Raw genomic sequence first — 26320 nt, forward strand, 5'->3', positions numbered from 1 at the left:
ATTTTTTTGAAAATTTCTCAACTTTTTTAGTTTATTTCTAAATATGAAAAATACTATCAAATCAGCGTCAGCTGTTCATCTGTTGAATCCTCGTTTGCCGGCATAGCGCCGAGTGTCGGCAAGGTCTTTGTTCTGTACCTCTGCGGCTTTGCAAAAGTACCCTCAACATACTCTGAAATCTCAAAAAGTCTATGACCTTTTTTAAGTTTCATAACTGCCACACCCTGAGTTGAACGGGTTGTTTTCAGATTAATTGCACCCGAATGAATAAGCAACATTCTGCCTGATGACGCTTTCAACAAAAATTCTTTATCCTCTGTAAAGAATACCATTCCCGCAAGCGGTGATTTATCGGAATAAGCGCCCGTAAGTTTTTTGCGGTTTGTCTTTGTTTGATAAGCCTCAAGCGGAACTTTAGCGAGCTTGCCGTTTTCAAAAGCAAACATCAGCATTCCCTTGTAATCCTTTGTGGCTACCATATACACTGCGTTTTCGCCCTCGTCCATACCCAACTTTGCCGGTACATACTCGCCGAGAGCGCTTGCCTTTGTATCGGTGAAATCCGCCGCCTTTGCCTTATAAACCTGACATTTGTCGGTAAAGAACAGCAATTCACCGTTGTTTGAGAACTCACAATTCTGGACAATTTCATCTCCGTCTTTGAGCTTATGATTACTGCTCATCCTAAGCGACTGCGGAGTAATCTTCTTGAAATATCCCTCTTTTGTAAAGAAAATATTAACAGGATAATCGGGCACATCATCCTTTTCTTCTGTATAGCTTACGGTATCCTCGTAGATAATGATACTCTTTCGTGGCTGACCGTACTTTTCGGCAATCTCTTTAAGCTCTTTAACAATTATAGTCTTAATTCTTGTCTTGCTCTTGAGAATTTCGTCAAGGTCGGCAATTTCTTTTTCGAGTGCCTCAATTTCTGCCGTTCTCTTTAAAATGTATTCCCTGTTAAGATGACGAAGTTTGATTTCGGCTACATATTCAGCCTGCACCTCGTCAATGCCAAAGCCGATCATAAGGTTTGGTACAACCTCGGATTCCTCATCGGTTTCTCTTACAATTTTAACAGCCTTGTCAATATCAAGCAAAATTGCCGAAAGACCTTTTAAAAGGTGGAGCTTTTCGGCTTTTTTATTTCTGTCAAAATATGTTCTGCGCCTTACGCACTCAATTCTAAATGCAATCCACTCTTCGAGCAATGCCTTTACGCCGAGCACTCTCGGCACACCGCCGATAAGCACATTAAAGTTGCACGAGAATGAATCTTCAAGCGTTGTAAAGCGGTACAGCTTAGCCATCAGCTTGTCGGGATCTGCTCCACGCTTGAGATCAATGGTAATCTTGAGTCCGTCAATACCCGTTTCATCTCGAACATCGGCAATATCCTTGATTTTACCTGTTTTTACAAGGTCAATAATCTTTTCGATAATAACCTCACAGGTTGTGGTGCTCGGAATTGAAAGCACATCAATACAGTTTGCCGATTTATCGTATTCATACCTTGCCCTGAGCTTTATACCGCCCTTGCCTGTTTCATAAACCTGGCGCAATGCACTTTCGTCATATATAATCTGACAGCCGCCGATAAAATCGGGCGCAGGCAATGTCTGCATAACATCATGGTCCGGGTCACGAATAAGCGCCGCCGTTGTTTCGCAAATTTCCTTCAAATTGAAAGAACAGATATTTGATGCCATACCTACCGCAATACCCGTATTTGTGTTTACAAGTACGGACGGAAAAGCAACAGGCAACAGCGACGGCTCTTTCATTGTATTATCGTAGTTATCAACAAAGTCTACGGTATCTTTATCTATATCACGAAAAAGCTCGTTACAGATTTTGTCAAGTTTTGCCTCTGTATATCTTGATGCCGCCCATGCCATATCACGGCTGTAGAATTTACCGAAGTTACCCTTTGAATCCACATAAGGATGTAAAAGCGCTTCGTAGCCTCTCGAAAGTCGCACCATAGTGTCATAAATCGCCGAATCGCCGTGCGGATTAAGTTTCATAGTTGCACCGACAATATTGGCTGATTTTGTTCTTGCACCATTTAAAAGTCCCATTTTATACATTGTATAAAGCAGCTTTCTGTGCGATGGTTTAAATCCGTCAATCTCCGGAATAGCACGGGAAAGAATAACGCTCATTGCGTAAGGCATATAGTTTTCTCTGATTGTAGAGTCAATGTTCTGTTCTACAACTTCACCCGCACCGTTGATAACACCGTGTGTTTTTCCAGTTGCGGCAGGCTGTGTTCTTCTTCTTTTTGCCATAAATTCGCACCTCCCGTCAGCTTACATCAAGATTGTCAATGTACTCGTTACCATGAGCCACAATGTAATCTTTTCTGCCCTGAAGATTGTCACCGAGCAGAATATCAAAAATTTCCGCTGTTTTTTCAGCGTCTGTCGGCATAACCTTTATAAGTCTGCGAGTAGCAGGATTCATAGTTGTAAGGTTCATCATATCAGGCTCGTTTTCACCAAGACCTTTTGAACGCTGAATTGTGAATTTCTCTTTGCCGATTTCCGCAATAAACTTATCTTTCTCCGCCTCGTCATACGCAAAGTACACATCATTTTTAGCTGTAATCTCATAAAGCGGTGATTCCGCAATAAAGACTTTTCCCTCGTTTATTAGCGTAGGAGTAAGTCTGTACAGCATTGTCAAAAGCAATGTTCTGATCTGAAATCCGTCAACATCGGCATCGGTACAGAGAATAACTTTATTCCAACGCAGTGCGTTAAGGTCAAATTCGCTCAAGTTTTTATTGGCCTTTGACTTTACCTCAACACCGCAGCCGAGCACTCTAAGCAAATCTGTAATGATTTCGCTCTTAAAAATTTTGTCATAGTCAGCCTTTAGGCAGTTAAGTATTTTACCTCTGATAGGCATAATCGCCTGAAAATCAGGGTTTCTTGCCTGCTTACAAGCACCGAGAGCAGAGTCACCCTCTACTATAAATAGCTCTCTGTCATCTGCATTTTTACTTCGGCAGTCAACAAATTTTGCTACTCTGTTTGTCATATCAAGACTGCCCGAAAGCTTTTTCTTTATGTTAAGACGGGTTTTCTCGGCGTTCTCTCTACTGCGCTTGTTTACAAGCACCTGCTGTGCAATTTTGTCCGCCTCAAGCGGATTTTCAATAAAATACACCTCAAGACTTTGCTTTAAAAACGCAGTCATTGCGTCCTGAATACCCTTATTTGTAACTGACTTTTTAGTCTGGTTTTCATACGAAGATACGCTCGAAAACGAAGAAATTACGCACACAAGGCAGTCCTCAATATCGTCAAATTTTATTTTGCTCTCGGATTTATTATATTTATTGTTGGTCTTTAAGTAATTATCTATTTGATAAAGGAAAGCGGTTCTTACCGCCTTGTCGGGCGCACCGCCATGCTCAAGCCAGCTTGAGTTGTGGTAATACTCGGTAAGTCTTGTCTGATTTGAAAAAGCAACCGCAACATCAATCTTACACTTATACTCAGGCTTATCGTCACGATCCCTTGTTTTTACCTCGGTTGTCCAATGCTGAACAGAGGTAAAGCCGTTCTCGCCGATAACCTCAGCCACATGGTCTTCAATGCCGTTTACATAGCAATAGGTTGTGGTATCAAAGCCCTTGCCGTTCTGATTTCTGAATATAAATTCAACGCCTGCGTTGACAATAGCCTGTCTTTTCATTATGTCAAGGAAATATTCAGGCTGAATGTCAATGTCGGTAAATACCTCAAGGTCAGGTTTCCAACGGATTTTTGTACCTGTATCCTTTTTATTGTACGGCTCTTTTTTAAGTCCGCCTACATTTTCGCCCTTTTCAAAATGCAGAGTATAGCGAGTGCCGCCACGGCGAATATCAACATCCATATACTCTGAGCTGTACTGAGTTGAGCAAAGTCCAAGACCGTTCATACCGAGCGAAAACTCATAGCTTTCGCCCTCGTTGTTATTATACTTGCCGCCCGCATACATTTCGCAGAAAACAAGTTTCCAGTTAAACTCATTTTCTTTTTCGTTAAAGTCAACGGGAATACCTCTGCCGTGGTCTTCTACCTCGATAGAACCGTCGGAAAATCTCGTTACGGTAATTTTTTTTCCGTAGCCCTCTCTCGCCTCGTCAATAGAGTTAGAAAGAATTTCAAAAACTGAATGTTGACAGCCGTCAATACCGTCAGAGCCAAAAATAACCGCCGGTCTTTTTCGCACTCTGTCTGCACCTTTAAGGGCAGAAATACTTGAATCACCGTATTCAACTGCTTTGGTTTTAGCCATTTAATCAATCCTCATTTATCGCCACGCAGCTTTTTGATTTTGTCACGCAGATATGCGGCGTGTTCAAATTCAAGCAGCTTTGCGGCAGCTTTCATTTCCTTAGTAAGGCTCTCGATAAGCTGTTGCTTTTGAGCCTTGTTCAGCTTTTTAGCCGATTTAAATTCATCATCTGTATGTGTAGAAATTTCAAGAATTTCACTGACTTTTTTAACAATAGTGGTCGGCGTAATGCCGTGTTCCTTGTTGTATGCCTGCTGAATTTTTCTTCTGCGTTCGGTTTCGGTAATCGCCTTGCGCATAGAATCGGTTACACTGTCGGCATACATTATTACAGTGCCCTCGCTGTTTCGCGCGGCACGGCCGCAAATCTGAATGAGCGAGCGCTCACTACGCAAAAATCCCTCTTTGTCGGCGTCAAGCACTGCCACAAGCGACACTTCGGGAATATCCAAACCCTCTCGCAAGAGGTTAATTCCCACAAGCACATCAAATTCGCCGAGGCGCAAATCTCTGACAATTTCCATACGCTCTACTGTGTCAATATCGTGGTGCATATACCTTACCTTTATGCCCATTGTTTCAAGGTATGCTGTCAAATCCTCAGCCATTTTCTTGGTAAGAGTTGTAATAAGCACCCTCTGCTTTTTGCTCACCCTTATATTAATTTCAGAAACAAGATCATCAAGCTGTCCCTCGGTAGGTCTTACCGAAATTTCCGGGTCAAGAAGTCCTGTCGGTCTGATAATCTGTTCTGCAACCGTTTGTGATTTTTCAAGCTCCAAATCGCCCGGAGTTGCGCTGACAAATACCACCTGATTTATCCTGTCATAAAATTCATCAAAATTAAGCGGTCTGTTGTCAAAAGCAGACGGCAGACGAAAGCCGTAATCAATAAGATTTTTCTTTCGTGCGTGGTCGCCAGCGTACATTCCTCTTACCTGCGGCAAAGTAACATGCGACTCATCAACAAAGAGCAGGAAATCCTCGGGAAAATAGTCAAGCAAAGTAAACGGCGAAGAACCGGGTTTTCTGCCCGACAAAATTCTCGAATAGTTCTCAATGCCCGTACAAAAGCCAATCTCCTGCAGCATCTCCATATCATAGCGTGTGCGCTGTTCAATTCTCTGTGCCTCAAGCAATTTTCCGTTCTCACGAAAATACGCAAGTCTTTCCTCAAGTTCACGGTCAATTTCTTTGAGTGCGGTTGCCATTTTATCCTTAGATACAATGTAGTGTGACGCGGGGTAAATTGCCGCATGGCGCAAAACAGCCTTTAGTTCGCCCGTAAGCGGATTTATCTCTGAGATACGGTCGATTTCATCACCGAAAAATTCTACTCTTATAATAGAATCGTTAGATGCGGCAGGAAAAATTTCGACCACATCTCCCCTTACTCTGAACTTATTTCTTATAAAATTAACATCGTTGCGCTCATATTGCAGTTCAACGAGTTTTTTCACAAGGTCATCTCGGCTTTTTTCCATACCGGGGCGCAGGGATATTACCATATTTCGGTAATCAATCGGGTCGCCCAAGCTGTAAATGCACGAAACCGAGGCTACTATAATTACATCTCGCCTTTCGGAAAGCGCAAGAGTAGCGCTGTGCCTGAGCTTATCTATTTCATCATTTACAGCGCTGTCCTTTTCTATATAAGTATCTGTATTTGCAATGTAAGCCTCAGGCTGATAGTAATCGTAATAAGACACAAAGTATTCCACCGCATTGTCGGGGAAAAACTCCTTAAACTCACTGCAAAGCTGAGCCGCAAGGGTTTTGTTGTGAGCGAGCACAAGGGTTGGTCTTTGCGTTCTTTCTATTATATTAGCCATAGTAAAGGTTTTACCCGAACCCGTTACACCGAGCAAAGTCTGCTCCCTGTTGCCCGATTCAATGCTGTTTACAAGCTCGTCAATCGCAGCAGGTTGGTCACCCGTAGGCTTATATTTGGATTTCAGTTTAAATTCCATAAAATCAAACCTTATTACAATAAAAAAATACTTCCCGACATTTCACTTTCACGCAGGGAAACATAGTCAAACTCCGTCACAATATAATGGTCAACAAGGTTTACTCCTATGCTGTCAAGAGTTCGTCTTATAATTTTTGTAGAAGTCAGATCGCTTTGCGAGGGCAATGCCGAGCCGCTCGGATGATTGTGTCCTAAAAAAGCGGTCTTTGCGTTGTGCCTTAGCGCAAGGTCAACGATTTTTCTAAGCGGAACATCCGACGAACTTAGCGAACCTTTGGCAATAATGTCAAAGAAAATCATTCTGCCCTTTGCATCTCCGAGCATAAGCGCAACTGCCTCGTTTGTTCTGCCTATAAACTTATTTATAAACATTTCTCCGAGATGTTCAAGCTCGATGACATTATGATTTTCCGTTTTTGATTCTTTATACACTCTCGAAAACTCGGGCAGCATTTTCAGAAAAACCGCACAAGACTGCGAAAGTGAAAATTCACGCATAAGCTCGTCAACAGGTGCGTCGCACACACCCGCAACGGTTAAATACCTGTCGAGCAAACGGTGTGCAAGCGCATTTGTATCTTTTCTGGGAATGGCATAGAAAAGGCACATTTCAAGCACCTCGTGCGGTTCAAAGCCGTCAAAGCCGTTTTCAAGAAACTTTTTGCGAACACGGTCACGGTGTCCTGTATGCTCATTTGCCACGCCATTCACCTCCGATTAAATTTCTGTTAAGTAATTATTCTTTTACACCGTACTGCTCATAGTACGCGTCAATTGCAGCCTTGAGCTTGTCGTCAATAATAACTTTGCCCTTGTATTCCTTATTGTAAAGGTGCTCAACAACCTCTGCCATGGTAACGATTGCGGTTGTTTTTAAGCCGTATTTCTCTTCAATTTCAGAAAGCGCACTCTTTGTGCCCTTGCCTCTCTCCATTCTGTCAACAGATACAACAAGACCGATAGGGTCAACATTGCCCTGTGCCTTGATAATCGGGAGAGTTTCCTCAATAGAAGTACCGGCTGTAGTAACATCTTCGATAATAACTACCTTGTCGCCGTCATTTATAGGACTGCCGAGCAAAATGCCCTTGTCGCCATGGTCCTTAACCTCTTTACGGTTTGAGCAGTAGCGAATATCTGTATCGTACTTTTCGCTGATAGCAATAGTAGCGGCAACAGAAAGCGGAATACCCTTGTAGGCAGGTCCGAAGAGAACATCAAAGTCAAGACCGAATTTCTCTTTGATAGCCTCTGCATAGTAGCCGCCGAGCTTTCTAAGCTGTGCGCCTGTTCTGTAAAAGCCTGTGTTTACGAAAAACGGTGTCTTTCTGCCGCTTTTTGTTACGAAATCGCCAAATTTAAGCACCTGGCAATCAACCATAAATTCAATAAATTCCTTTTTATAAGCGTCCATAGTAAAATCCTCCGATAAAAATACATAATTTAACATTTAACATCATACCACATATGTTCGGTTTTGTAAATGATAAAACGAAAATTTAACCGTTATTTAACCGTTAAAAAAATCCCTATATAAATAGTATAGAGAATTTTTACGAAAATCCGTGTTTAATATATAATTAAATTAAACTGTCTTTTAAGCAATATATCAACAAAATTATTAAAAAAGTTTTACAATCGGTACTGTTTTTTAATAAATCAAGGGTATTATTATTTTCAACAAATTAATAAAAAAAACGGCATAAAAACTATAAAAATGCACTTGCATTATTTTTACTTTCAGTGTACAATATTTGTTGTAATAATATTTTGCAAAATATTATATTTTGAATGAGGGAGAAAAATGAAAGAAAAAAGAACACCAAATTCACGCATAAGTGTGCGATTTAAATCGTTAGTTCCTGCAAAAAAAATCAAAAGCAAAAAAGGCTTTACATTGGTAGAACTCGTAGTGGTAATTGCCATAATAGCTATTCTCGCAGCTATAGCTATACCGATAGTTGCATCTACTACTACGTCATCTGTTGTAAGCAAAGCAAAAACCAACGCAAACACCATAGAATATGCCTTTAAAGAGGCCGATGCGGCTGTTGCGGGTGCAGATAACACAATATATATCCATGCAAGCACAAATACTATACAAATTTCTGAAGTTGTAGCCGCTAATAAACTTGAGCGGATTATTAAGCCCGAACATCTTTTTGGCACACCGTATTATCCTGTTATCTGTAAAAGCAAGGTGTATTTTGCAGCCGATTCAAATAATGACAGCAAATTTGATGCAAACGACACAACCATTGACGGTACAAAATTACCCGATGAGGCTATTGCTCTTTACGACCAAACAAAAGGGTGTATAAAAGACGGAAATATTACAACTCTAAATCTTTCAAACAGAAAAAATTAACGGCACATTTAACAATTTAACGCAGTAAAGTTTGTGCAATGTTATAAAAATGCGTTTTTTAACTTTTTTTGGTAAAAATATATTGCAAGACTTGCAAAAATGTTATATAATAAACTTGTTTAAAGGGAACGGTAACGCAAAATCATATCAGCAACCGTCGTTGCAGTTTCCACAAAACGGCTCACAAATTATTATTAAAAAGAGAGGTAAAAACAATGAACGAAATTCAGGCAGTAAAAACTGCAAAAATCGAAGAAGTTAAGAAGAACAGCAAAAAGGGTTTTACACTCGTAGAACTCGTAGTAGTTATTGCAATCCTTGCAGTACTCGCAGCTATCGCTATTCCTGTAGTAGCATCAACAATCAAGTCATCACAGATCAGCTCAGCTCAGTCAAACGCTCAGACAATTGAAACAGCTATCAAAGAAGCTAAGGCTGCTACAGCTGCCGGCGATGATTCAATCTTCGTAAATTCAACTAACGGTCATAAGGCTTCTAAGAATGACCTTACTGTTGCTGATGTACTTGGGGCTAAGAAGATTACTTCTGCTGCTGCTCAGAAGTACACAATTGATGGTACTGATTACAACTGCGTATACGATGCTACTGATGAGAAAGTTTATTTTGCTGCAGCTGATAAAAAGTCAACAATCGGTAAAGACTCTAACGATATCAGCAGTCACTCTGTTATCGCACTTACTACAACAGCTCAAGATGGTAAAATTTCGGTTGTTACAACTGACCTTAAGAACTTAAAAGTAACACAGCAGGCTGGTGACTAATTTTAATACATTGTAATATCTCGGTTTTGCTGATGACCGACAACATACAAGCAAAAGGCTCGCCGAGTGCGAGCCTTTTGAAATGTATATAGGTTTTTCGGTGTATTAAACTCAATTTTTGTGTATTGTTAATAACTTTTAGGGGATATGCCCTGATTCACCCTGTTTGATTATAAAATTATTTTAATTTATTCTTTAAAGTAATTTTATAATCAAATCGGTTTAAAATTTTTTAACGGTTTTGATAAGCTTAAACAAGCATAAATTTTCAGGTGGTGTATTAAATATGAATTATGTACTGGTGCAGATTGCCAAAAGATACCTTTGCATAACAGCCTGCGAAACTGTAGGCGAGGCAGCTGCTAACGGCACTGCAAATAAAGGTAACAGTAAAAAACAGGCTGACCCTAACGAAAAGAAAGCCTACTCTTTCTCCTCCCCTCTTATTATTCCTGTTGACAAGGCTGTATTAAAAGACAAAAGCTCCGTATGGGAAGACCCTGCTTTACTCGCCCGTCTTGTAAAAGACGGACTAAGCACAATGAACCACAGTGAGGTTCGTGATGTTATTCTTATGGTAGAAAGCTACGACCTTACCTGTCAGGAGTATCAGCATATCAGAGGTGCCAAAAAAATCATTGAGGGACTTGCAATTGACAGAATCAGAGATTTTGTCGGCGAGGCGGTTTCCGACTTCTCGGTAATCTACAAAGATTACTCCGCATACAAAACAAAAGAAGTCAGCGAAGAAATCACATCTAAGGCTTTTGCAATGCCGAAAGCACTTGCGGATGACCTTGTTGCAGGATTTAAGTCTTTCTCTCTGAATCTTATCAAGATTATCCCGTCAGAGACGGCAATGATTTATGCTGCTCAAAAGACAATCTACAGCTTTAACAAAACCGTAGCTCTCATCAGTATGGACTATTCGGCAGTCAGAGTTTTTATCGCCAAAAACGGTGTGCCTCTCTACTGTCACGAATTTACATCCCCTGTAGATGAAATTTTACAGGTAATTGAAGAAGACAGAGATTTGAGCACGGCTGCCGCTATTGATTACCTGCGTACCGCCGGATACGGATTTAAAAATGAATGCAGAAATGCGTCTTCAAAAAGAAAGATTGACGATATTGCAGAAAACCTTATAGATGATATCGTCCGCAATGTTCGCCTTGTTACAATGTCGCTCAACATCAGCATTGACCAGTTGTTCTTAAGTGACTTCTTGGCTTACATTCCTCACATCCGCAACTATTTTGTAGGTTTTGGACTTGCAGGCGAGGTTATGCTTGTATCTGATACATTCAATACAGGCTCGGTAATTCCGGAACCGTCGCTTAAGGCAAGAGATGACTTCTACAAAAACGGTTCATACTTCCTTATGAACGAACTTATGAACTGCGGTACAGTATTTGAGAACAACCTTATTTACGGACTAAAGGCTCAACAGGCTAAAACACTTGATGACAGTGCAAAAGCTGCAAAAGCAGGCTGTGTCGGTCTTGGCCTACTCTGTGTTGCGGGACTTGCTTTCTTTGGTTTCTATTTTGGCAGAAGCGTTGTAGATAATATGATTTATAACGATACAAAGTACGACTATGCAAAAACTCTTATTCAACAAAGAGATGACATTACCCAGTCTTTGGCAAATCAGACACAGGATGCCGAGCTTTTACCGAGAACACAGCTTTATTGTGAAGATGTAATTAATGAGCTTGATGACCAGGTTGTAGATAAAATGGATACTTTTACAAACTACAGTATAACTCACGCAAACGACGGCAACGAAACCTACAGCATTCCGGTAAACGGACTTATTAAAGACTTCCCTACCTTTATTGATTTACAGAACAACATTAAAGACAACGGTTTCTTCTCTATGAGCGAAAACTTCTCGGTTTCTACAAATACAGAAACCAGTCAGTACAGTCTTACAGCTCAGCTTACAACAGACATAACTCAGTCACAATCAAGTAAAACTGCAAGTGATACTGAAAACAACAGCGAAAACTAAGGGAGGAAACAAAAATGAAAAAGACTAAAATACCGGTACCGATTATTGTGTTTGTTGCACTTCTCATAGTATTTGTAATTATTTTGCTTGCACTTGTAATGCCGACATTCACTAACCTTTCTAAGTATAATGATGACCATGCTACTATCACAGCAAAAATTGCCGACTGCGACGATGTACTTGCAAATCAGACAAGTGTCGAAACCAAAATTGACGAAATGACAAAGCAGTATAATGAAAATCAGGAAAACCTCTATATTGACGCTAAGTCATCCGTTAAGGATTTGCAGGATATTTTTGCCGACCTCGGTATTGATATGTCATCACTTACCCGTGGTGAAGGCGTGCAGGACGCACAGGGCAGAACATCTATGGGCGGCATTCCGCTTTACTACACAAACCTTACATTCAGCTATAACGGCACAAAGGATAAAACTTTACAGCTTATCCATTATCTTGAGCAGGAATCAAAAGGCTGCTACTTTATTGATTCGCTTTCAATGTCAGAAATTGAAGACAGCAAAGAATATGCTACTTCATTTAATGTAACACTTTACTACTTTGACACAACAAAGCAAGCTGTAAATAATACAGATTCTACCGATTCAACAGAACCAACTACATAATTATAAGGACTTTACTATGGCTAATTTACTTCCAATCGACTTTTCACAAATTTCAACCTATATAACTCTCGCAGTAATTTTAATGCTGTCAGTTGTACTCTGTATGCTCGCATACAGGCTTATGAATGTCGTGCCTGCAAAATGGCTGTGCGACTATGATGAAGAGCCGGACGAAAGTCTTTTTGGCACAAGGTATATTTTCAAACAAAGCGGAATTTACACTTCCGCTTTGTTTGCTATATTTAACTTAGGCATCTTTGCGTTTTTCGGCTATTCTTATTACACGATTTTCTTTTTATTAATTTCGATTACAATGCTCCTCATAGCTATGAGTGACTTTAAATATACAATTATTCCCGACCAATTCACAATTGCACTTGCAGTGCTTTGTGTTGCGCTTGCAATAACCGACCTTTTCACGCAGCAAATCTTTATTAAAGAATGGTGGAGTATTCCGCTTGGTGCTGTATGCGGCGGCGGTTCGCTTATGCTTATAAATTTATTTTCTATTGTAATTCTCAAAAAGAACGGAATGGGCTTCGGCGATGTAAAACTTATGCTTGCACTTGGTGCTTGCCTTGGTTTTCCTATGGTATTTTCAGGACTTTTAATCGCCGTATTTATAGCTTTCCTTTATATAATATTTTTGCTTATCAAAAAAATATTTTCAAAAAACGAAGTTTCAAGCTATTTCCCCTTTGGCCCATTTCTCTGCATCGGTTCACTTTGCAGTTTGTTCTTAGTCAATGTAATTAACTACGGTTTAGACCTTTACTTCGGTCTTTTCAGCCTTAGCTATTAATCTTGTCAATTCCCGTGAAAGGATGATCATATATGAAGAACTCTGTTTTTAACTTGAGTGACGATCTCGTTAAAAGCGGTATAGTAAGTTTAAAAACATTAAAGCGTATTGAAATGCTTTATATGGAAGACAATACTCTTACTCTTGAACGTGCGTTGATAAAAGAAGGCGTTGTCACAGAGGAGCAGATTTATGACATTATGGCAAAGAAAATGCATTTGCCGCTTGTTGACCTTACTTCCTACTACGTATCAGACGATGTAGCCCAGCTCATTCCGGAGCAGATGATGGAAGACCTCGGCGTTATGCCGCTTACCATTGAAGGCAATTATCTCTTGATTGCCATGACAAATCCGCTTGATTATAAAGCAATTTATACTCTCAACAACTATACAAAAAGAAAAATAAAAACCGCTATATGTACTCCTACACAACTTAAAATCAAACTTGACGAAATTTTCAGTGTGTCGGACAAAGAAGCGGTAATAGACGAGGCTCAGGAATTTGTACAGAGCCAGATGAAAAAATCCGAGGACACGGTATCTACCGAAGATCAGGAAGATGTTGAAGATCAGCCTATCATTAAATTTGTAAACAATATGATAGCCGAGGCTGTAAGACAGCGTGTATCCGATATTCACCTTGAGCCTCAGGAAAAGAAATTGGTAATTCGTTTCCGTATTGACGGTAAACTTATTAAATATATGGACTCAAGCAAGGAGCTTGCTCCCTCTGTAACGAGCCGTATTAAATTTATCAGCGGTATGAACATTGCGGAAAAAAGAATTCCGCAGGACGGTAGAATTCACTATAATATCAATAATCAAAAAATTGATATGCGTGTATCTTCTCTTCCTTGTGTTTATGGCGAAAAAATCGTAATCAGAATTACAACCGCACTCGGTATGAAGCTTGATAAAAAGAACATCGGTTTTCTCCCCGAAAACCTTGAGAAATTCGACCAGCTTTTGACATCAAGCCGTGGTATCATTCTTCTTTCGGGTGCAACAGGTTCAGGTAAGTCAACCACACTTTACGCTGCTCTTTCATCTCTTAACACCGAAGACAAAAACATTGTAACAGTTGAAAACCCTGTCGAAATGGTTTTGCCGGGTGCTACACAGGTTAATATCAATGAAAAAGCAGGACTTACATTTGCAAGCGTTCTTCGTTCTATCCTCCGTCAGGACCCTGATATTATTATGATCGGTGAGATTCGTGACCAGGAAACCGCAGATATCGCAGCAAGAGCCGCTATCACAGGTCACCTTGTACTTTCAACAATCCATACATATAACGCAGCCAGCTCGGTTGTCCGACTTATTGATATGGGTGTTGAACCTTATATGGTATCTTCTTCTATGCTCGGCGTTATTGCCCAAAAGCTTGTAAGAAGACTTTGCCCGGAGTGTAAGCAAGCATATGATGCAACAGATGACGAGCTTAGACTTCTCGGACTCCCTATCACCAAGCAACTCACACTTTACAAACCGGGTCAGTGCCCTGCTTGTAACAACATAGGTTATAAGGGAAGAATTGCCGTTCACGAGGTTATGCCTGTTTCAAGAGCAATTAAAAATGCCATTCATCTCGGTAAAACCACAGATGAAATTGACACAATAGCAAGAGAAGAGGGTATGATTTCACTTCGTGATAACCTTAAAAAGCTGTTGTATGACGGTATTATATCATTTGATACATTCATTGACACTGTATCAGAAATCTATCAGGAAGATTAAGGAGTAAGTTTTATGGAATTTGATGAGATGGTCAGATTTGCCGTTGAAAACGGTGCGTCTGATATTCACCTTGCAAGCAATAACTTGCCTTCTTACCGTAAAAACGGTAAAATTATGAGCTACAAAGGCACAGAGATTCTTGACGAGGACACAGTTATGAAGTATATTGACGAGGTTCTTGAGCCTGCCGATTACCTTAAGTTCTGCAACACAGGCGATATCGACTCGGCTTATCAGTTTGGAAACCTCGCACGATTCAGAGTTAATGCATTCAAGCAGCGCCACGGTGCGACGCTTGTAATGCGTGTAATCAAATTGAATCCTCCAAAACTCGGCGATTTAAATTTGCCGCAGTCTATTGCAAAAATTCTTAACCTGCAGGAAGGTCTTGTACTTGTAACAGGTCCTACCGGTAGCGGTAAGTCAACAACACTTGCAGCTCTTATCAATGAAATTAACCATCGAGAAGAACTGCACATTATCACAATTGAAGACCCTGTTGAGTATATGCACTCCCCTGCAAAATGTATTATTAACCAGAGAGAAGTCGGCCAAGACAGTGAAACTTACTCGTCAGCACTTAAATCGGCACTTCGTGAAGACCCTGATATTATCCTCATGGGTGAGATTCGTGACCTTGAGTCAATGTCAATCGCTCTTCGTGCAGCAGAAACAGGCCACCTTGTTTTTTCAACACTTCATACAGAGAGTGCCGCAAAAACAATCGACCGTCTTATAGATATGTTCCCTGTTGAAAGGCAGAAACAGGCACTCAACCAGCTTTCAACCACACTTAAGGCAGTAATTTCACAGCGTTTGCTTCCAAGATCAGACCGTCCGGGCCGTATCGGCGCATTTGAAATTATGTTTGTTAATACTGCTATCGCTAACCTTATCCGCGAAGATAAGATTCCGCAGATTGAACAGATGATTTCTTTGAACCAGCAGACAGGTATGATTACAAGAAAGTTAAGTATCGAAAACCTTCTCAAAAGAGGACTTATTTCAAAAGAAACTGCCGACAAGTACAGTTACGATGTGGCTGATAACGCAGCACTTACAGGCGGCAACAATTCTCCGCAGCCGGGCGTACCGGGAATACCACAGCAAACACCGCAGCAGTTGACAGCTCCAATGCCACAGTATTCTAATCTCCCGCAAAACAGCACAAACGCTTATCTTAACAGGAGGTAAAAATAATGGAATTTTCTTATGTAGCGGTAAACGAAAAAAACCGTAAATATCGTAACCGTATGACAGCAAACACCAAGGAAGAGGTTAAGCGAAAGCTTGAACAGCGTGGTCTTATCGCTATTTCCATTGATGAAGTAAAAAAAGGTTCGCAGGAAGATATTCCGATCTGGCAGCGTGATCTTGGCGGTTCAAAAGATGTGCATACATTAAAAATCAGTAACAAGCGACTTCTTACATTTATGCACCAGATGGCATTGATGATTCGTTCGGGTATTTCGCTTTCGGTTGCAATGGCCGTAATGTGTGACACTGAAAAAGATAAGAATATGTTGAGAATTTTACAGGAAATAACCGCAAACCTCTACAACGGTATTACTCTTTCGCAGTCGCTAAGCTCATTTAAAACTTTCCCGACTGTTTATGTAAACATTATTCAAACAGGTGAGGCAAACGGTCGACTTGATGAAGCATTTGATAAGTGCGTTAGTCTTCTCAAAAAGGAAATCACTCTTAAAAGTAAGATTAAGGGTGCAATGATTTACCCTATCTTCCTCCTCATTCTTACAATCGGACTTATCATAGTAATGAGTGTAGTTGTACTTCCGTCATTTAAAGAATTGTTTGAAAGTTTTGACTCCGAACTTCCGATAATGACGCAGATTACAATGGGTATTTCAGATGTACTTCTTCATTACGGCTGGCTCGTTGTTCTTATTATCGTTGCAATTGTAGTTACACTCAGAATTCTTTACAAAAAGAACTATTCATTCTGTATGTGGTGGTCAACATTCCAGCTTAAAATCCCAATTATCGGCGAAGTTTTAAGACTTAACCAGCTTACAAGATTTGCAAATATGATGGCAACACTTACTTCTTCCGGTGTAAACATTCTTTACTCACTTGAACTTTCAAGAGATGTAGTAGGCAACAAATTTATGTCCGACTGTCTTAACCAGGTAATTGAAGATGTAAGAATCGGTACACCGATAAATATTTCTCTTTCAAGATATCCAAAAGCTTTCGATCCGCTCTTTGTATCAATGATAAGAGTCGGTGAGGAAAGCGGTATGCTCAGTGATTCCCTTAACAAAATGGCAGATATGTACGACGAACAGGCAACCGACGCTACACAGCGTATGACAGATGCAATGACACCTGCAATGACAATCATTATCGCCGGTATCGTAGGTTTCGTTGTAATTTCTATCGTACAGGCAATGTTCGGTATGTATTCAGTTATCACAGCCTAACAGTGATAATTTATAGCAGACGAAAGGAGATCTTTATGAAGAAACTTCATACAAAGAAAAGAAGGATAAACAGTAAAAAAGGTATTTCCATGGTTCTTGCAATAGCTTTGGCTGCAGTTTTGTTTTTATCGACAACTACTTTCTTATCTATTGCAATGCTCCAGCAAAAAGAAACCGGTACTACAATGAACTCCCGTCAGGCATATGTATCTGCAAAAAGTGCGCTTGATATGGCAGAAGAACTGTTAAACGACGGTAAACTTCAATTACCTGATTCAGGATCACTTTACTATGTTTTTTACTATGTTGAAGGAGATCCTAAGGTTCATGTAGAAAAATTCAACAGCTCTGAACTTGCATTAGAATGGATTAACAATCCGGCTCATGCAAGTTATACTATAATAGGTAATGCTTATATTAAAATTACTAAAAATACAGACGGTAGTTACACTATGACTGCCGTTGGCAAAGAAAATAAATATGACTATTCAGGTGATGGAAATACAGGTGATCTTTCAACCAAATTTGATGTAAAATATAATTTAGTTGAAAAAGAAGAAACAGCTAACCTCACTATGAAGCAAAAAACAATTACTTCACCGACCGGCAATAAATTTTTAATGCTTGGTGATCAAACTTCATTTTCACTTCTTCGTTCTGTAAGAAAAACTTTAAACGAAGGAGATACCACATTTCGTACCTTACAGAGCTATGATACTGACAATGACAAAAAATCAATAATTTATATTCCTAAAAACGAAGCTGGCAATACACCACTCACAACTTGCTTTCCTCTTGTATTTGATAAAACAGTAAAAAGTACAAGTAATAGTAATAAGAGACTTAAATTTACAGCATATGATAACGGCATTTACTTTTTAGGCAATTACAGCGGACCAAAAGTAACAAGTGACTATAATTCCGAAGCGGTTGATATAAGTTTTTACACAGAGTCAGACGCTTACGGTGTAGCCTTAGAATGTAAATATCTTGTAATTGGCGGAAATATGGTATGTCGTCCGGCCACTGGCGAATCCGGCATTACACTTAAATACTCCGGCAGCTCTTATAATACCGATAAAGGTGTTGTAATATACTTTACTAAAGATTGTAAGCTTATGACTTATAATAATAGCAATCAAATAACTAAAACAGTAGAGTATAAAAAAGGATATTATTATATTAACTTAGGTGACAACAATACAGCCGTTGATTTATTTTCAGAAAGCACCAAAGCGAGTGCTAAAGAAATTACTACAAACAGTGAAGAATACAAAAGAGTTAACAGTATTGATATGTATAGTTCTATGGTTGATACAAAAGGCAAACTAAAGGACATACATTCAGCTTACGAAGGTGAATATGAAAAGGGCAAAGAAAGAGTTGATATTTTGAATGAATCTGGAACTTTCACTGCAGTTCCAAATTCAAACAGCTACTCCAATACAGTTCGAACAACATTTACTAAAGGATGGCAAGACTACTACATTTATTGTGCACCATCCGAAATGCCAACAGCTAGTGGATATTATGATATGTATTCAGGCAAAGAATTTAATTATCTTTGGTACAATATAAACCCAATGGAATTTAATGGAAATGTGGATATGTCAATTCATAGTAGTAATATTACATTATCAATTGGTCCCGATGAAAACGAAACGGTTTATTATAACAATCAAATTAAGAACAGCAACGGTAATCCATACTTTCCTTATTCTTTCAATCAAACTATTCTTCCTACAGACAAGTTTGCTACTGACAGTAATACTCAAAAATTCACAGCAGAAGGTTCAAATAAAATCACACAAAAAAACAGTTCAGCATCATTTAGTGTAAAACCTTATTGGAATGAAAAATCGTTTACTCTTAAAGTAGTAAATGATTTTATTGTAGAAATGTCAGATGGTACAACATATACCATAAAAGCCGATGATTACACAGATATTCCGGAGACAGGACTTAACTTATTTACAGACGAAGCAAAAAAATACTTTGAAAGTCATTCTACTTCACGAGTTGATTCTAACTCATCAAGTATTGAATGGGTGAAAAATAACACTATTAATACTTCAGTAGACAGCAGTAACCTCGACCAAAGCAGTTCAGTTATAAATTTTAAAGCAACAGCCGGCGGAACACTTAAAGACGGTACATATAAGGGCAAAGCTATTTACTGTGATTTTGGTAATGGTTCTTCGGGTAAAGATGCTATTGTAACATATGGAAACAATGCAACCTTAAAAGCAGATGTTGTTTCAATCGGAGCGGATTTACTTGAAATAAAAGACGGAAAAGGACTTAAAATTAATACTTATAGTGCACATAAGGAATCGACATGTGTTGTAGACGGTAATCCTATTGACGGTTCCATGCTTCAGATTACTCGTAAAACTACTCTCAAATTTAATGATGATAATGCTAATTCTATAACTTTAAGTCCGGGTTACTATTTCTTCCCGGGTATTACAGGTGATTTTGATATTTTAAGCAAAGCTTTTTGGGAAAATTGGAGTTCTTCAAAACCATATTACAAAGCAGAAAAATTAAACGACGGTACTGAAGCTTATAAAAAGGTAACTGTTACAACTAAAATTGATCCTGTTGACTTTGAAGGGAAGTATTTCTAATGAAGAAGAAGAACCTTAAATTTAAAAAATATTTAAAAAGTAAAAAAGGCTTTTCTCTTCTTGAGTTGGTATGTGCAATTATGATCATGGCAATAGCCGTTTCGGCTACTGCCACCGGTCTTAATATCAGTAATCAGTCCATTACCAAAAACAGTCTTATGGACAAAGCTTCTGCAAAAGCACAAATGTATTGTGATGTAATTATGACATATGTTGAAAAAACACCGTCAAATGATCCATATGACGGTTGGGATTCATTGACTGAAGCACAAAAGAATGCTAATAAACTTTTTGCAGATACACCTAATCAAACATATACTTTTACAAGCGATATTCAAAGCAATATTGATACAGATGTAAAAGCTCTTGACAATACTTTTTCAGCAAAACAATATGCTTCTGCAGATATTGACAACAGAGATTTTAACAAAAATGAAGTTGCTTATACAATTCAAAAAGAAGGTTCTTACATTAATTCTGATGGTATAAGTATGGTATCGTACAAAGTCACTGTTTATATTGATTACGGTACAAATGGTACAACTTCATGTACCGGTATTATCACTAAATCCAAATATGTTCAATAAGGAGGATGCAAATGATTAAAATATTAAATAAATTAAAAAAACATCTCTCCAAGCGCTCCGTAAAAAATAAAATCGGTGCAACGCTTATTGAACTTATAGCTGTTGTATGCATTCTTTCTATTGCCTCTACTGTAAGCATAAGCGGATTATTTGCTATGGCCAATGTTGCAAAAAGAGGTCAGGATCTTTCCCTTTGCGAACGCACAAGCGATATGATTTCTAAACAACTTTCAATTTACGGTAATACCTCAAACTATGTTCAATCATATGATTCAAAACCTACTCTCAAAGCATATGACGAAAGTGCAACACCAAGTGGTTTTATGGATGTAGATAATGGTATCGGTAATAAAAGTGATTACTTTTTATATGCAGATCCAAATACAAAATACAGATTAATTCTTGCTAAGTTTGATACTTCATCGGGTGATCCTACAGGACATAAGCTTACACCAATAGTCAGTATTGACAATGTAAAATCAATTAAATTCGACCTTAAACAACTTAATACTGATGAAAAAAAATATATTCTTCAATATACAGTAACAACAGTAGGAAGCAATGTATGGGATAAGGATACTGATAAACGAGTTGAGTACACTATTTCAAGCGGTGTGGTTTTGAATAATACAAATAATTCTGCTACTATACCTCCGCTGCAATATTCAACCATAACAACAAAAACTTCTTCAACTGAAGCAAATTCAACCTATATCAGAATACAAACCTCAAGCAGAAGTAATCTTGATATTTACTAAAAGTTAAAACCCTTAAACAAAAAGCTGTACCTGCTCGGTACAGCTTTTTTCTTGCCTATAACAAATGCCCTGCAAAGTTGCAGGGCAAAAATTATTTTATTAACTTAGTTTGTTGTAATAAAAGGACGGATAGCTGCCGCTACTGTAGAAATTGGGTGTGACTGTAAGAACACTCTGCCCGGGCCTGTAATAACTGTATTAAACAAACCCTCTCCTCCGAGTAACATATTCTTAACACCCTTAATACGCTGGATGTCCATTTGACAAGATGCATCCATTGCAGCAAGGTTGCCTGTATCAACAACAATCTGCTGACCGGGTGCAAGGTTATACTGCTTGCAGTAGCCGTCAATCTCAACAAAAGCAGTTCCGTAACCCGATAACTTTTGAAGTATGAAGCCTTCGCCTCCAAAAAAGCCTGCACCGGCTTTTTTATTAAAATGTACAGAGAGTTCAACAGTTGCAGAACTTGCAAGGAAACCCGATTTCTGAACGATTATAGGCATATTAGGCTGAATCTCAAAAGGAATGATTGAACCCGGGAAAGATGAAGCAAGAGTAATGAAGCCCGGACCGCCCATAGCTGTGTAGCGGTTCTGCATAATAGACTCTCCCGACACCATTTTGCTGAACATCTTGCCTACTCCGCCGCCTGAAGTTTCCATATTAAGGTTTGGCGACATCCATACCATTCCGCCGCCCTGTGTAATAATAGTTTCGCCGTTTTCAAGAGATACCTCCACTATTGGAAGTGAGCCTCCCTCAATTTTGTATTGCATAGATAAACCTCCATAAATGTTTATTATCAGCATTATATCATATATCAAATGCAATGTAAATAAAATTTTACATATATACATCAAAAGACTTCCATTTGCAGAAGTCTTTTTTACTTGTGTTTATTCACCTGTCAAATGTACAACTGTTGCCGTATGCCCTACCGCTTTTAAAAACTTATCAAAAACATCTGTTGTCTTTATTTTAAGGCTTGAGGTATTCACGCACGGGTGACAGCCTACATATTCACCTTTTAGAACATCTTCATCTACAAGCAAAGTGACTGCGTTTTCTTTGTCGTTCATAAGTCCCATAACGCTTACAGATCCCGGCAAAATATCAAGGTACTCTTCCATAGCCTCGGCAGACGCAAAAGAAAGTCTTGCCGAATTAATTTGACTTGAAAGTTCCTTCGTTTTAAAAGGCTTGTCCCCCGGCATCATAAGCAAATAAAACTTTGTTTTCTGTCTGTTGCATAAAAACAGGTTTTTGCAAATAAGCACATCAAGCACCTTGTCAATCTCATTGCAAGCCTCCATTGTGTCTGCGTGTGCGTGGTCTGTTCGCAAATACTCAATGCCCAAACTGTCGAGCAAATCATATACTCTTACCTCTCTGTCGAGCCTGCCCTCTGTACTCTGCGGTCTGCCCTTGTATAATTCCACAGCCGTCATCTCCTATCAATTTACTACTAATATAATAATAGATTACAGCGCCTTTGTCAAAGGAAAAGAGCGACTGCTAAAATGCAGTCGCTCTGTAATTTAATTATCTCTCATAATAAGCGACATCGCTGTCATTGCCGCTGCAAAACTCCGAGTTTTTGTTGAGTGTGCAGTCAGAATTTAGTATGCCGTATTTTTTGAGAATTTCAATGGTATTTGTATATGACTTCGGCACATAGTAATACTCCGAATCTGTTGCATACGAGCTTAAAATGTAATTTGCTCCCGTTGTATTAGATTTGCGATAGCATAAATCCAGCTTGCAAACATAGTCCTGAGAATACTTTTGACGGATATATTTTAAAGACTCAAAGCTGTAAACCGAATCCTCGTCATTAGAAGAATCATAATAAATATTATCATTGTAAAGAAGTGCAAACGGGTCATACAAAACACCATTAAGATACTTATCATCAGCCTTAAGGTCTTTTTTGAACGCTGCGTTAATCTCATTCATCATACTGTTTCTTACTGCATCAGCCTTGGGGTCTTTTTTCTCTTCATCAAGTTCATAACCGCTGTAATTATCAATAGTTGCCGAATTTGTGCTGTCATCCGAGAAATTAAACATTCCATGAACAGTAACGCTTTTTACATTATAATCAGCGTTAAGGTCTGCATTTGCCACACCCGAATACTTCATTATATATTGCTTTGATGAGAAAATTGACATTGCCTTAGTGTAAATTCCCGAAAAATCAGTTTCGCTGTAACTGTAACCATAGCTTTCATCATAAATATCATCTGTATAGTCATACGGCTCATAATCAAAGTCATTAGCCAAAGCAAGTAAACTCTGAGAATAATATCTTGTTACGGTTCTTCCGTTGTTGAGCTTATATGCAACAGTAATCGCCTCATCATATCTATAATCACCGATTGCATTATAAAGCATACTTCCCCATACGCAGCAAAACTTTGATTTTGCCGAAAGGTCAGGCTTTCTGATACTGAGAATAGAATTGTGTGCATTTATAATGGTTTCGATATCCTTTTTATCTGTAAAGTCCTCGGCGCTTTTCTTGCTTAAATCTGCAACATCATCGGCAACAGTGCCGTATGTTGAGCTAAGCATACCTGCGCTCTTTACATCTTCTGCCTTTGGCACAAAGCTGTTGTAGCCGAATATATCAAAGTTAATGAGCGCCACGCCTGCAATTACAACAACTGCAAGACCGCCGTAAATGGGAAGTGTGCGTACAATCTGCTTTACTCCCTTGTAGAAAATCATATGAACAATAAGGAATGTAGGCGCACTTGCAAGGATAAATCCGAATACAAAGCCTGCCAAGCCGTTGCCAAATACATTGAGCGAGCCGAATAATGTGCCGAGGAACATACCGGCAAGGAATGATACTATTACCTTGATAATATGGCAAGGTATATAATAAGCGAATGAGGTCTGCGCTCTTTCGGATCTTCTCTTCATAATAAGCAATGTGCCAAAAGCAACGCAAGCTATGCTGAAGATTATCCAATAAATTAAATTGTTGCCAAAGTAAGCAGAAATCGGATTGAGTGCATTTGTAATAAAGCTGTCTGAGAAGTTGCCTGTATATGAGCCTGCAAAGAAAGCGTCAATATAACTTCTTACAAATATCATAGACAGCGGATAGCAAATGCAAACGGCAATAAACATAATAATTGTGTTGAATGTAGTGCCGCAGCAAGCCGAAAGAAATCCGTAAGCGCTAATGCAGGCAAGCGTACCGATTACAAAGTTCAGGTACATATGAGTAACCTCAGGCCTCATTAATGTGCCCGTACAAATAGAAATAATAGCAATTATGCCCATAAACACGAGCATAGGCACAATAGAGAACAAATAAGCCGCACAATATTTAGCAAGGAAAAGTCTTGCTCTGCTGATTGGAAGTGAACCGTAAAAATCCACCTTGCGCTTGTTGTGCATATATGAAAAAATCTGCACCGTATAAATAATGGAAAAGATTAATGTAAGCAAGCCGATTATCGCAGATGTAATGGCCTGAAAAACCTGGATTTTTGTGCTTATAGGTATTTTTTCGGAGCTTGCGGTTGAAAACAGCGTTGTAAATGTTGTTTGATCTGCCGTAAGCACAAAAACAAGCGTAAAGATTATTACAGTTGCCACCGAGGCAAGTATTCCGTACACCATCAACGAGCCTTTACAGCCTTTTAAATCCCATAATATAACCGAAATGATCTGCTTGAGTTTATCTTTAAAGGATACTGTGGATGTCATATCCTGCCGCCCCCATTTCACTAATAAATATTTCCTCCAAAGTAAGAGGTATTGCGGAAACAAACGCAGGATTGAGTGCCTTTAATTTCGGCATAAACTCCTCCTCTGTTCCCTTTATTGTAAGATTAAATATATTGCCGTTGCGGGTTATATTAATTGCATTAATACCCTCAAAAATATTCGGTTTATACGGCAATTCCGAAAAGGCAACCTGCACCTTGCGCAAACCATGACGCAAATCGTCAATGCCACGCTCAAGCAGCATATGTCCCCTATGCATAAGGCAAAGTCTGTCGCACAAATCCTCAAGCTCTCTGAGGTTGTGAGAGGCAATTACAACGGTAGTGTTGTTGTCAGACACCTTTTCTGCAATAAGACCTTTGAGCATATGCCTTACAACAGGGTCAAGACCATCAAAAATCTCGTCAAGGAACAAATACTTAGGGCAGGTTGAAAGTGCAAGAATAAGCGCCGCCTGTCTTTGCATACCCTTTGACATATTAATAATAGGAGCTTTTATGTTAATTGGAAATACAGAGCAAAGTTTTTGATACTCCTCCTCGCTCCAGTTGGGATACAATCTTCTGTAAAGGAAAGCCGTACTTTCAACAGTGCTAGAATTATAAAAATACGGAAAATCAGGAATAAAAAAGCACTGTCCCTTTGTTGCGGGATTATCAAAATGCTGTATTCCATCTATTTTTACCATACCGCCGTCAGGTGCATATACCCCTGCGAGCATACGCAAAAGTGTTGATTTACCGCTGCCGTTACTGCCCACAAGTCCGAGAACCGCACCGTCGGGTATATTTACAGTCATATTATCAACAGCATTAATCTTACCAAATCTCTTGGTAAGTCCGCATATTTCAATCATTAATGCCACCTCCGTCATAAACATTATTAATAATTTCTATAAGCTCAGATTTTTTTATGCTAAGTAAATTTGCTCTGTTCACGCTCTGCCGAAAATCATCAAGAGCAATTTCCTTTTCTGCGCAATCCCCTGTGAGCTTATCAGATACATAACTTCCTCTGCCGACATTAGATATAATGTATCCCTCGCTTTCAAGCTGCCTGTACGCTTTGGCAACAGTATTAGGATTTATACCAAGCTGTGCCGCAAGACTTCTTACAGGTAAAATCTTATCGCCCGGCTTTAATACACCTGCTGATGCAAGACGAATTATGTTAGTATAAATCTGTTCATAAATCGGTACTCGTGATGTTAAATCTATCTGAAGCATTTTAATACCTCCGTTCCTGTAAATTGTATTAATTGAATTTATTGTATTAACCTAATTAGTACACTAATAATATAAATTATATTTTTCTTTTTGTCAATACTTTTTATATATTTGCAAAGAATTATTAAATTGTCAATTTTTGTCTTGGACTTATTTTTTATTATCCTGTAATTTCATATATCAAGCATAACGCAAAATAAAACAAAAAAAGAAAAAAGCAAGACAAAGTCTTGCTTTTTTCTATGCTCACAAAAAATAAAAGAAGGAAATAACTATAAACTTTTTTCAATACAATAAATCGAAAATTTGTTATAATTTATTTTATGGCT

At 38.9% G+C, this 26320-nt stretch carries 21 protein-coding genes; 11 read left to right on the forward strand and 10 right to left on the reverse strand.

Annotation, left to right across the window (positions count from 1 at the left end; genetic code table 11):
* Positions 1-56: 56 nt before the first annotated feature.
* From DXC23_RS07255 to pyrE, 5 genes are read right to left on the reverse strand one after another with little or no spacing between them, the layout of a single operon-like run.
* Positions 57-2294 (reverse strand): DNA topoisomerase (ATP-hydrolyzing) subunit A, encoded by a 2238-nt coding sequence (locus DXC23_RS07255; protein ID WP_117705461.1) that lies wholly within the window; start codon positions 2292-2294, stop codon positions 57-59.
* A gap of 16 nt (positions 2295-2310) precedes the next feature.
* Complete coding sequence (locus DXC23_RS07260; RefSeq protein WP_117705462.1) at positions 2311-4296, reverse strand: toprim domain-containing protein; 1986 nt, start codon at positions 4294-4296, stop codon at positions 2311-2313.
* A gap of 11 nt (positions 4297-4307) precedes the next feature.
* A complete protein-coding gene (gene uvrB / locus DXC23_RS07265; protein ID WP_117705463.1) occupies positions 4308-6266 on the reverse strand; it encodes an excinuclease ABC subunit UvrB in 1959 nt (652 codons plus the stop codon).
* Positions 6267-6280: 14 nt separating this feature from the next.
* Entirely contained in the window at positions 6281-6970 is a 690-nt protein-coding gene (locus DXC23_RS07270) for a JAB domain-containing protein (protein ID WP_117705464.1), read from the reverse strand.
* 34 nt (positions 6971-7004) lie between these two features.
* Positions 7005-7682, reverse strand: coding sequence for an orotate phosphoribosyltransferase (pyrE, locus tag DXC23_RS07275; RefSeq protein ID WP_117705465.1), 678 nt, complete (start codon positions 7680-7682; stop codon positions 7005-7007).
* A gap of 390 nt (positions 7683-8072) precedes the next feature.
* Between pyrE and DXC23_RS12775 the strand changes: the two genes are divergently transcribed.
* The 11 genes from DXC23_RS12775 (at position 8073) to DXC23_RS07330 (ending at position 21018) form a co-directional block, all read left to right on the forward strand.
* Positions 8073-8636, forward strand: coding sequence for a prepilin-type N-terminal cleavage/methylation domain-containing protein (locus DXC23_RS12775; protein ID WP_117705466.1), 564 nt, complete (start codon positions 8073-8075; stop codon positions 8634-8636).
* A 215-nt stretch (positions 8637-8851) separates the two neighbouring features.
* On the forward strand, positions 8852-9418 hold the full coding sequence (locus DXC23_RS07285; RefSeq protein ID WP_117705467.1) for a prepilin-type N-terminal cleavage/methylation domain-containing protein: 567 nt from the start codon (positions 8852-8854) through the stop codon (positions 9416-9418).
* Positions 9419-9704: 286 nt separating this feature from the next.
* Entirely contained in the window at positions 9705-11432 is a 1728-nt protein-coding gene (locus DXC23_RS07290; protein ID WP_117705468.1) for a hypothetical protein, read from the forward strand.
* A 14-nt stretch (positions 11433-11446) separates the two neighbouring features.
* On the forward strand, positions 11447-12058 hold the full coding sequence (locus DXC23_RS07295; protein WP_117705469.1) for a hypothetical protein: 612 nt from the start codon (positions 11447-11449) through the stop codon (positions 12056-12058).
* A gap of 16 nt (positions 12059-12074) precedes the next feature.
* On the forward strand, positions 12075-12860 hold the full coding sequence (locus tag DXC23_RS07300) for an A24 family peptidase (protein WP_117705470.1): 786 nt from the start codon (positions 12075-12077) through the stop codon (positions 12858-12860).
* Between the two features lie 32 nt (positions 12861-12892).
* Entirely contained in the window at positions 12893-14599 is a 1707-nt protein-coding gene (locus DXC23_RS07305; protein ID WP_117705471.1) for a GspE/PulE family protein, read from the forward strand.
* Positions 14600-14611: 12 nt separating this feature from the next.
* A complete protein-coding gene (locus tag DXC23_RS07310; RefSeq protein WP_117705472.1) occupies positions 14612-15793 on the forward strand; it encodes a PilT/PilU family type 4a pilus ATPase in 1182 nt (393 codons plus the stop codon).
* 5 nt (positions 15794-15798) lie between these two features.
* Positions 15799-17043 carry a type II secretion system F family protein gene (locus DXC23_RS07315; protein WP_117705473.1) on the forward strand — a complete coding sequence of 415 codons (1245 nt, stop codon included), beginning with the start codon at positions 15799-15801 and terminating at the stop codon, positions 17041-17043.
* A gap of 35 nt (positions 17044-17078) precedes the next feature.
* Positions 17079-19673, forward strand: coding sequence for a hypothetical protein (locus DXC23_RS07320; RefSeq protein WP_117705474.1), 2595 nt, complete (start codon positions 17079-17081; stop codon positions 19671-19673).
* Positions 19673-20260 (forward strand): type II secretion system protein, encoded by a 588-nt coding sequence (locus tag DXC23_RS07325; protein ID WP_117705475.1) that lies wholly within the window; start codon positions 19673-19675, stop codon positions 20258-20260. Before DXC23_RS07320 ends, DXC23_RS07325 begins: the two co-directional genes overlap by 1 nt.
* A gap of 11 nt (positions 20261-20271) precedes the next feature.
* A complete protein-coding gene (locus DXC23_RS07330) occupies positions 20272-21018 on the forward strand; it encodes a hypothetical protein (RefSeq protein ID WP_117705476.1) in 747 nt (248 codons plus the stop codon).
* 104 nt (positions 21019-21122) lie between these two features.
* Here DXC23_RS07330 and DXC23_RS07335 read toward each other — a convergent pair whose 3' ends face one another.
* The 5 genes from DXC23_RS07335 to DXC23_RS07355 form a co-directional block, all read right to left on the reverse strand.
* Entirely contained in the window at positions 21123-21797 is a 675-nt protein-coding gene (locus DXC23_RS07335) for a TIGR00266 family protein (protein ID WP_117705477.1), read from the reverse strand.
* Positions 21798-21917: 120 nt separating this feature from the next.
* The gene (locus DXC23_RS07340; RefSeq protein WP_347474786.1) at positions 21918-22469 is read right to left on the reverse strand and encodes a prolyl-tRNA synthetase associated domain-containing protein; all 552 of its coding nucleotides are present in this window, start codon (positions 22467-22469) and stop codon (positions 21918-21920) included.
* A gap of 94 nt (positions 22470-22563) precedes the next feature.
* Positions 22564-24744: an ABC transporter permease gene (locus tag DXC23_RS07345; RefSeq protein ID WP_117705479.1), complete on the reverse strand. Its 2181-nt coding sequence runs from the start codon at positions 24742-24744 to the stop codon at positions 22564-22566.
* A complete protein-coding gene (locus DXC23_RS07350; protein ID WP_117705480.1) occupies positions 24722-25621 on the reverse strand; it encodes an ABC transporter ATP-binding protein in 900 nt (299 codons plus the stop codon). Before DXC23_RS07350 ends, DXC23_RS07345 begins: the two co-directional genes overlap by 23 nt.
* Positions 25614-25991, reverse strand: a complete 378-nt coding sequence (locus DXC23_RS07355) for a GntR family transcriptional regulator (RefSeq protein WP_117705481.1) — start codon at positions 25989-25991, stop codon at positions 25614-25616. Before DXC23_RS07355 ends, DXC23_RS07350 begins: the two co-directional genes overlap by 8 nt.
* Positions 25992-26320: the final 329 nt, after the last annotated feature.

This window comes from Eubacterium sp. OM08-24 (assembly GCF_003438075.1).
Taxonomy (GTDB): domain Bacteria; phylum Bacillota; class Clostridia; order Oscillospirales; family Acutalibacteraceae; genus Ruminococcoides.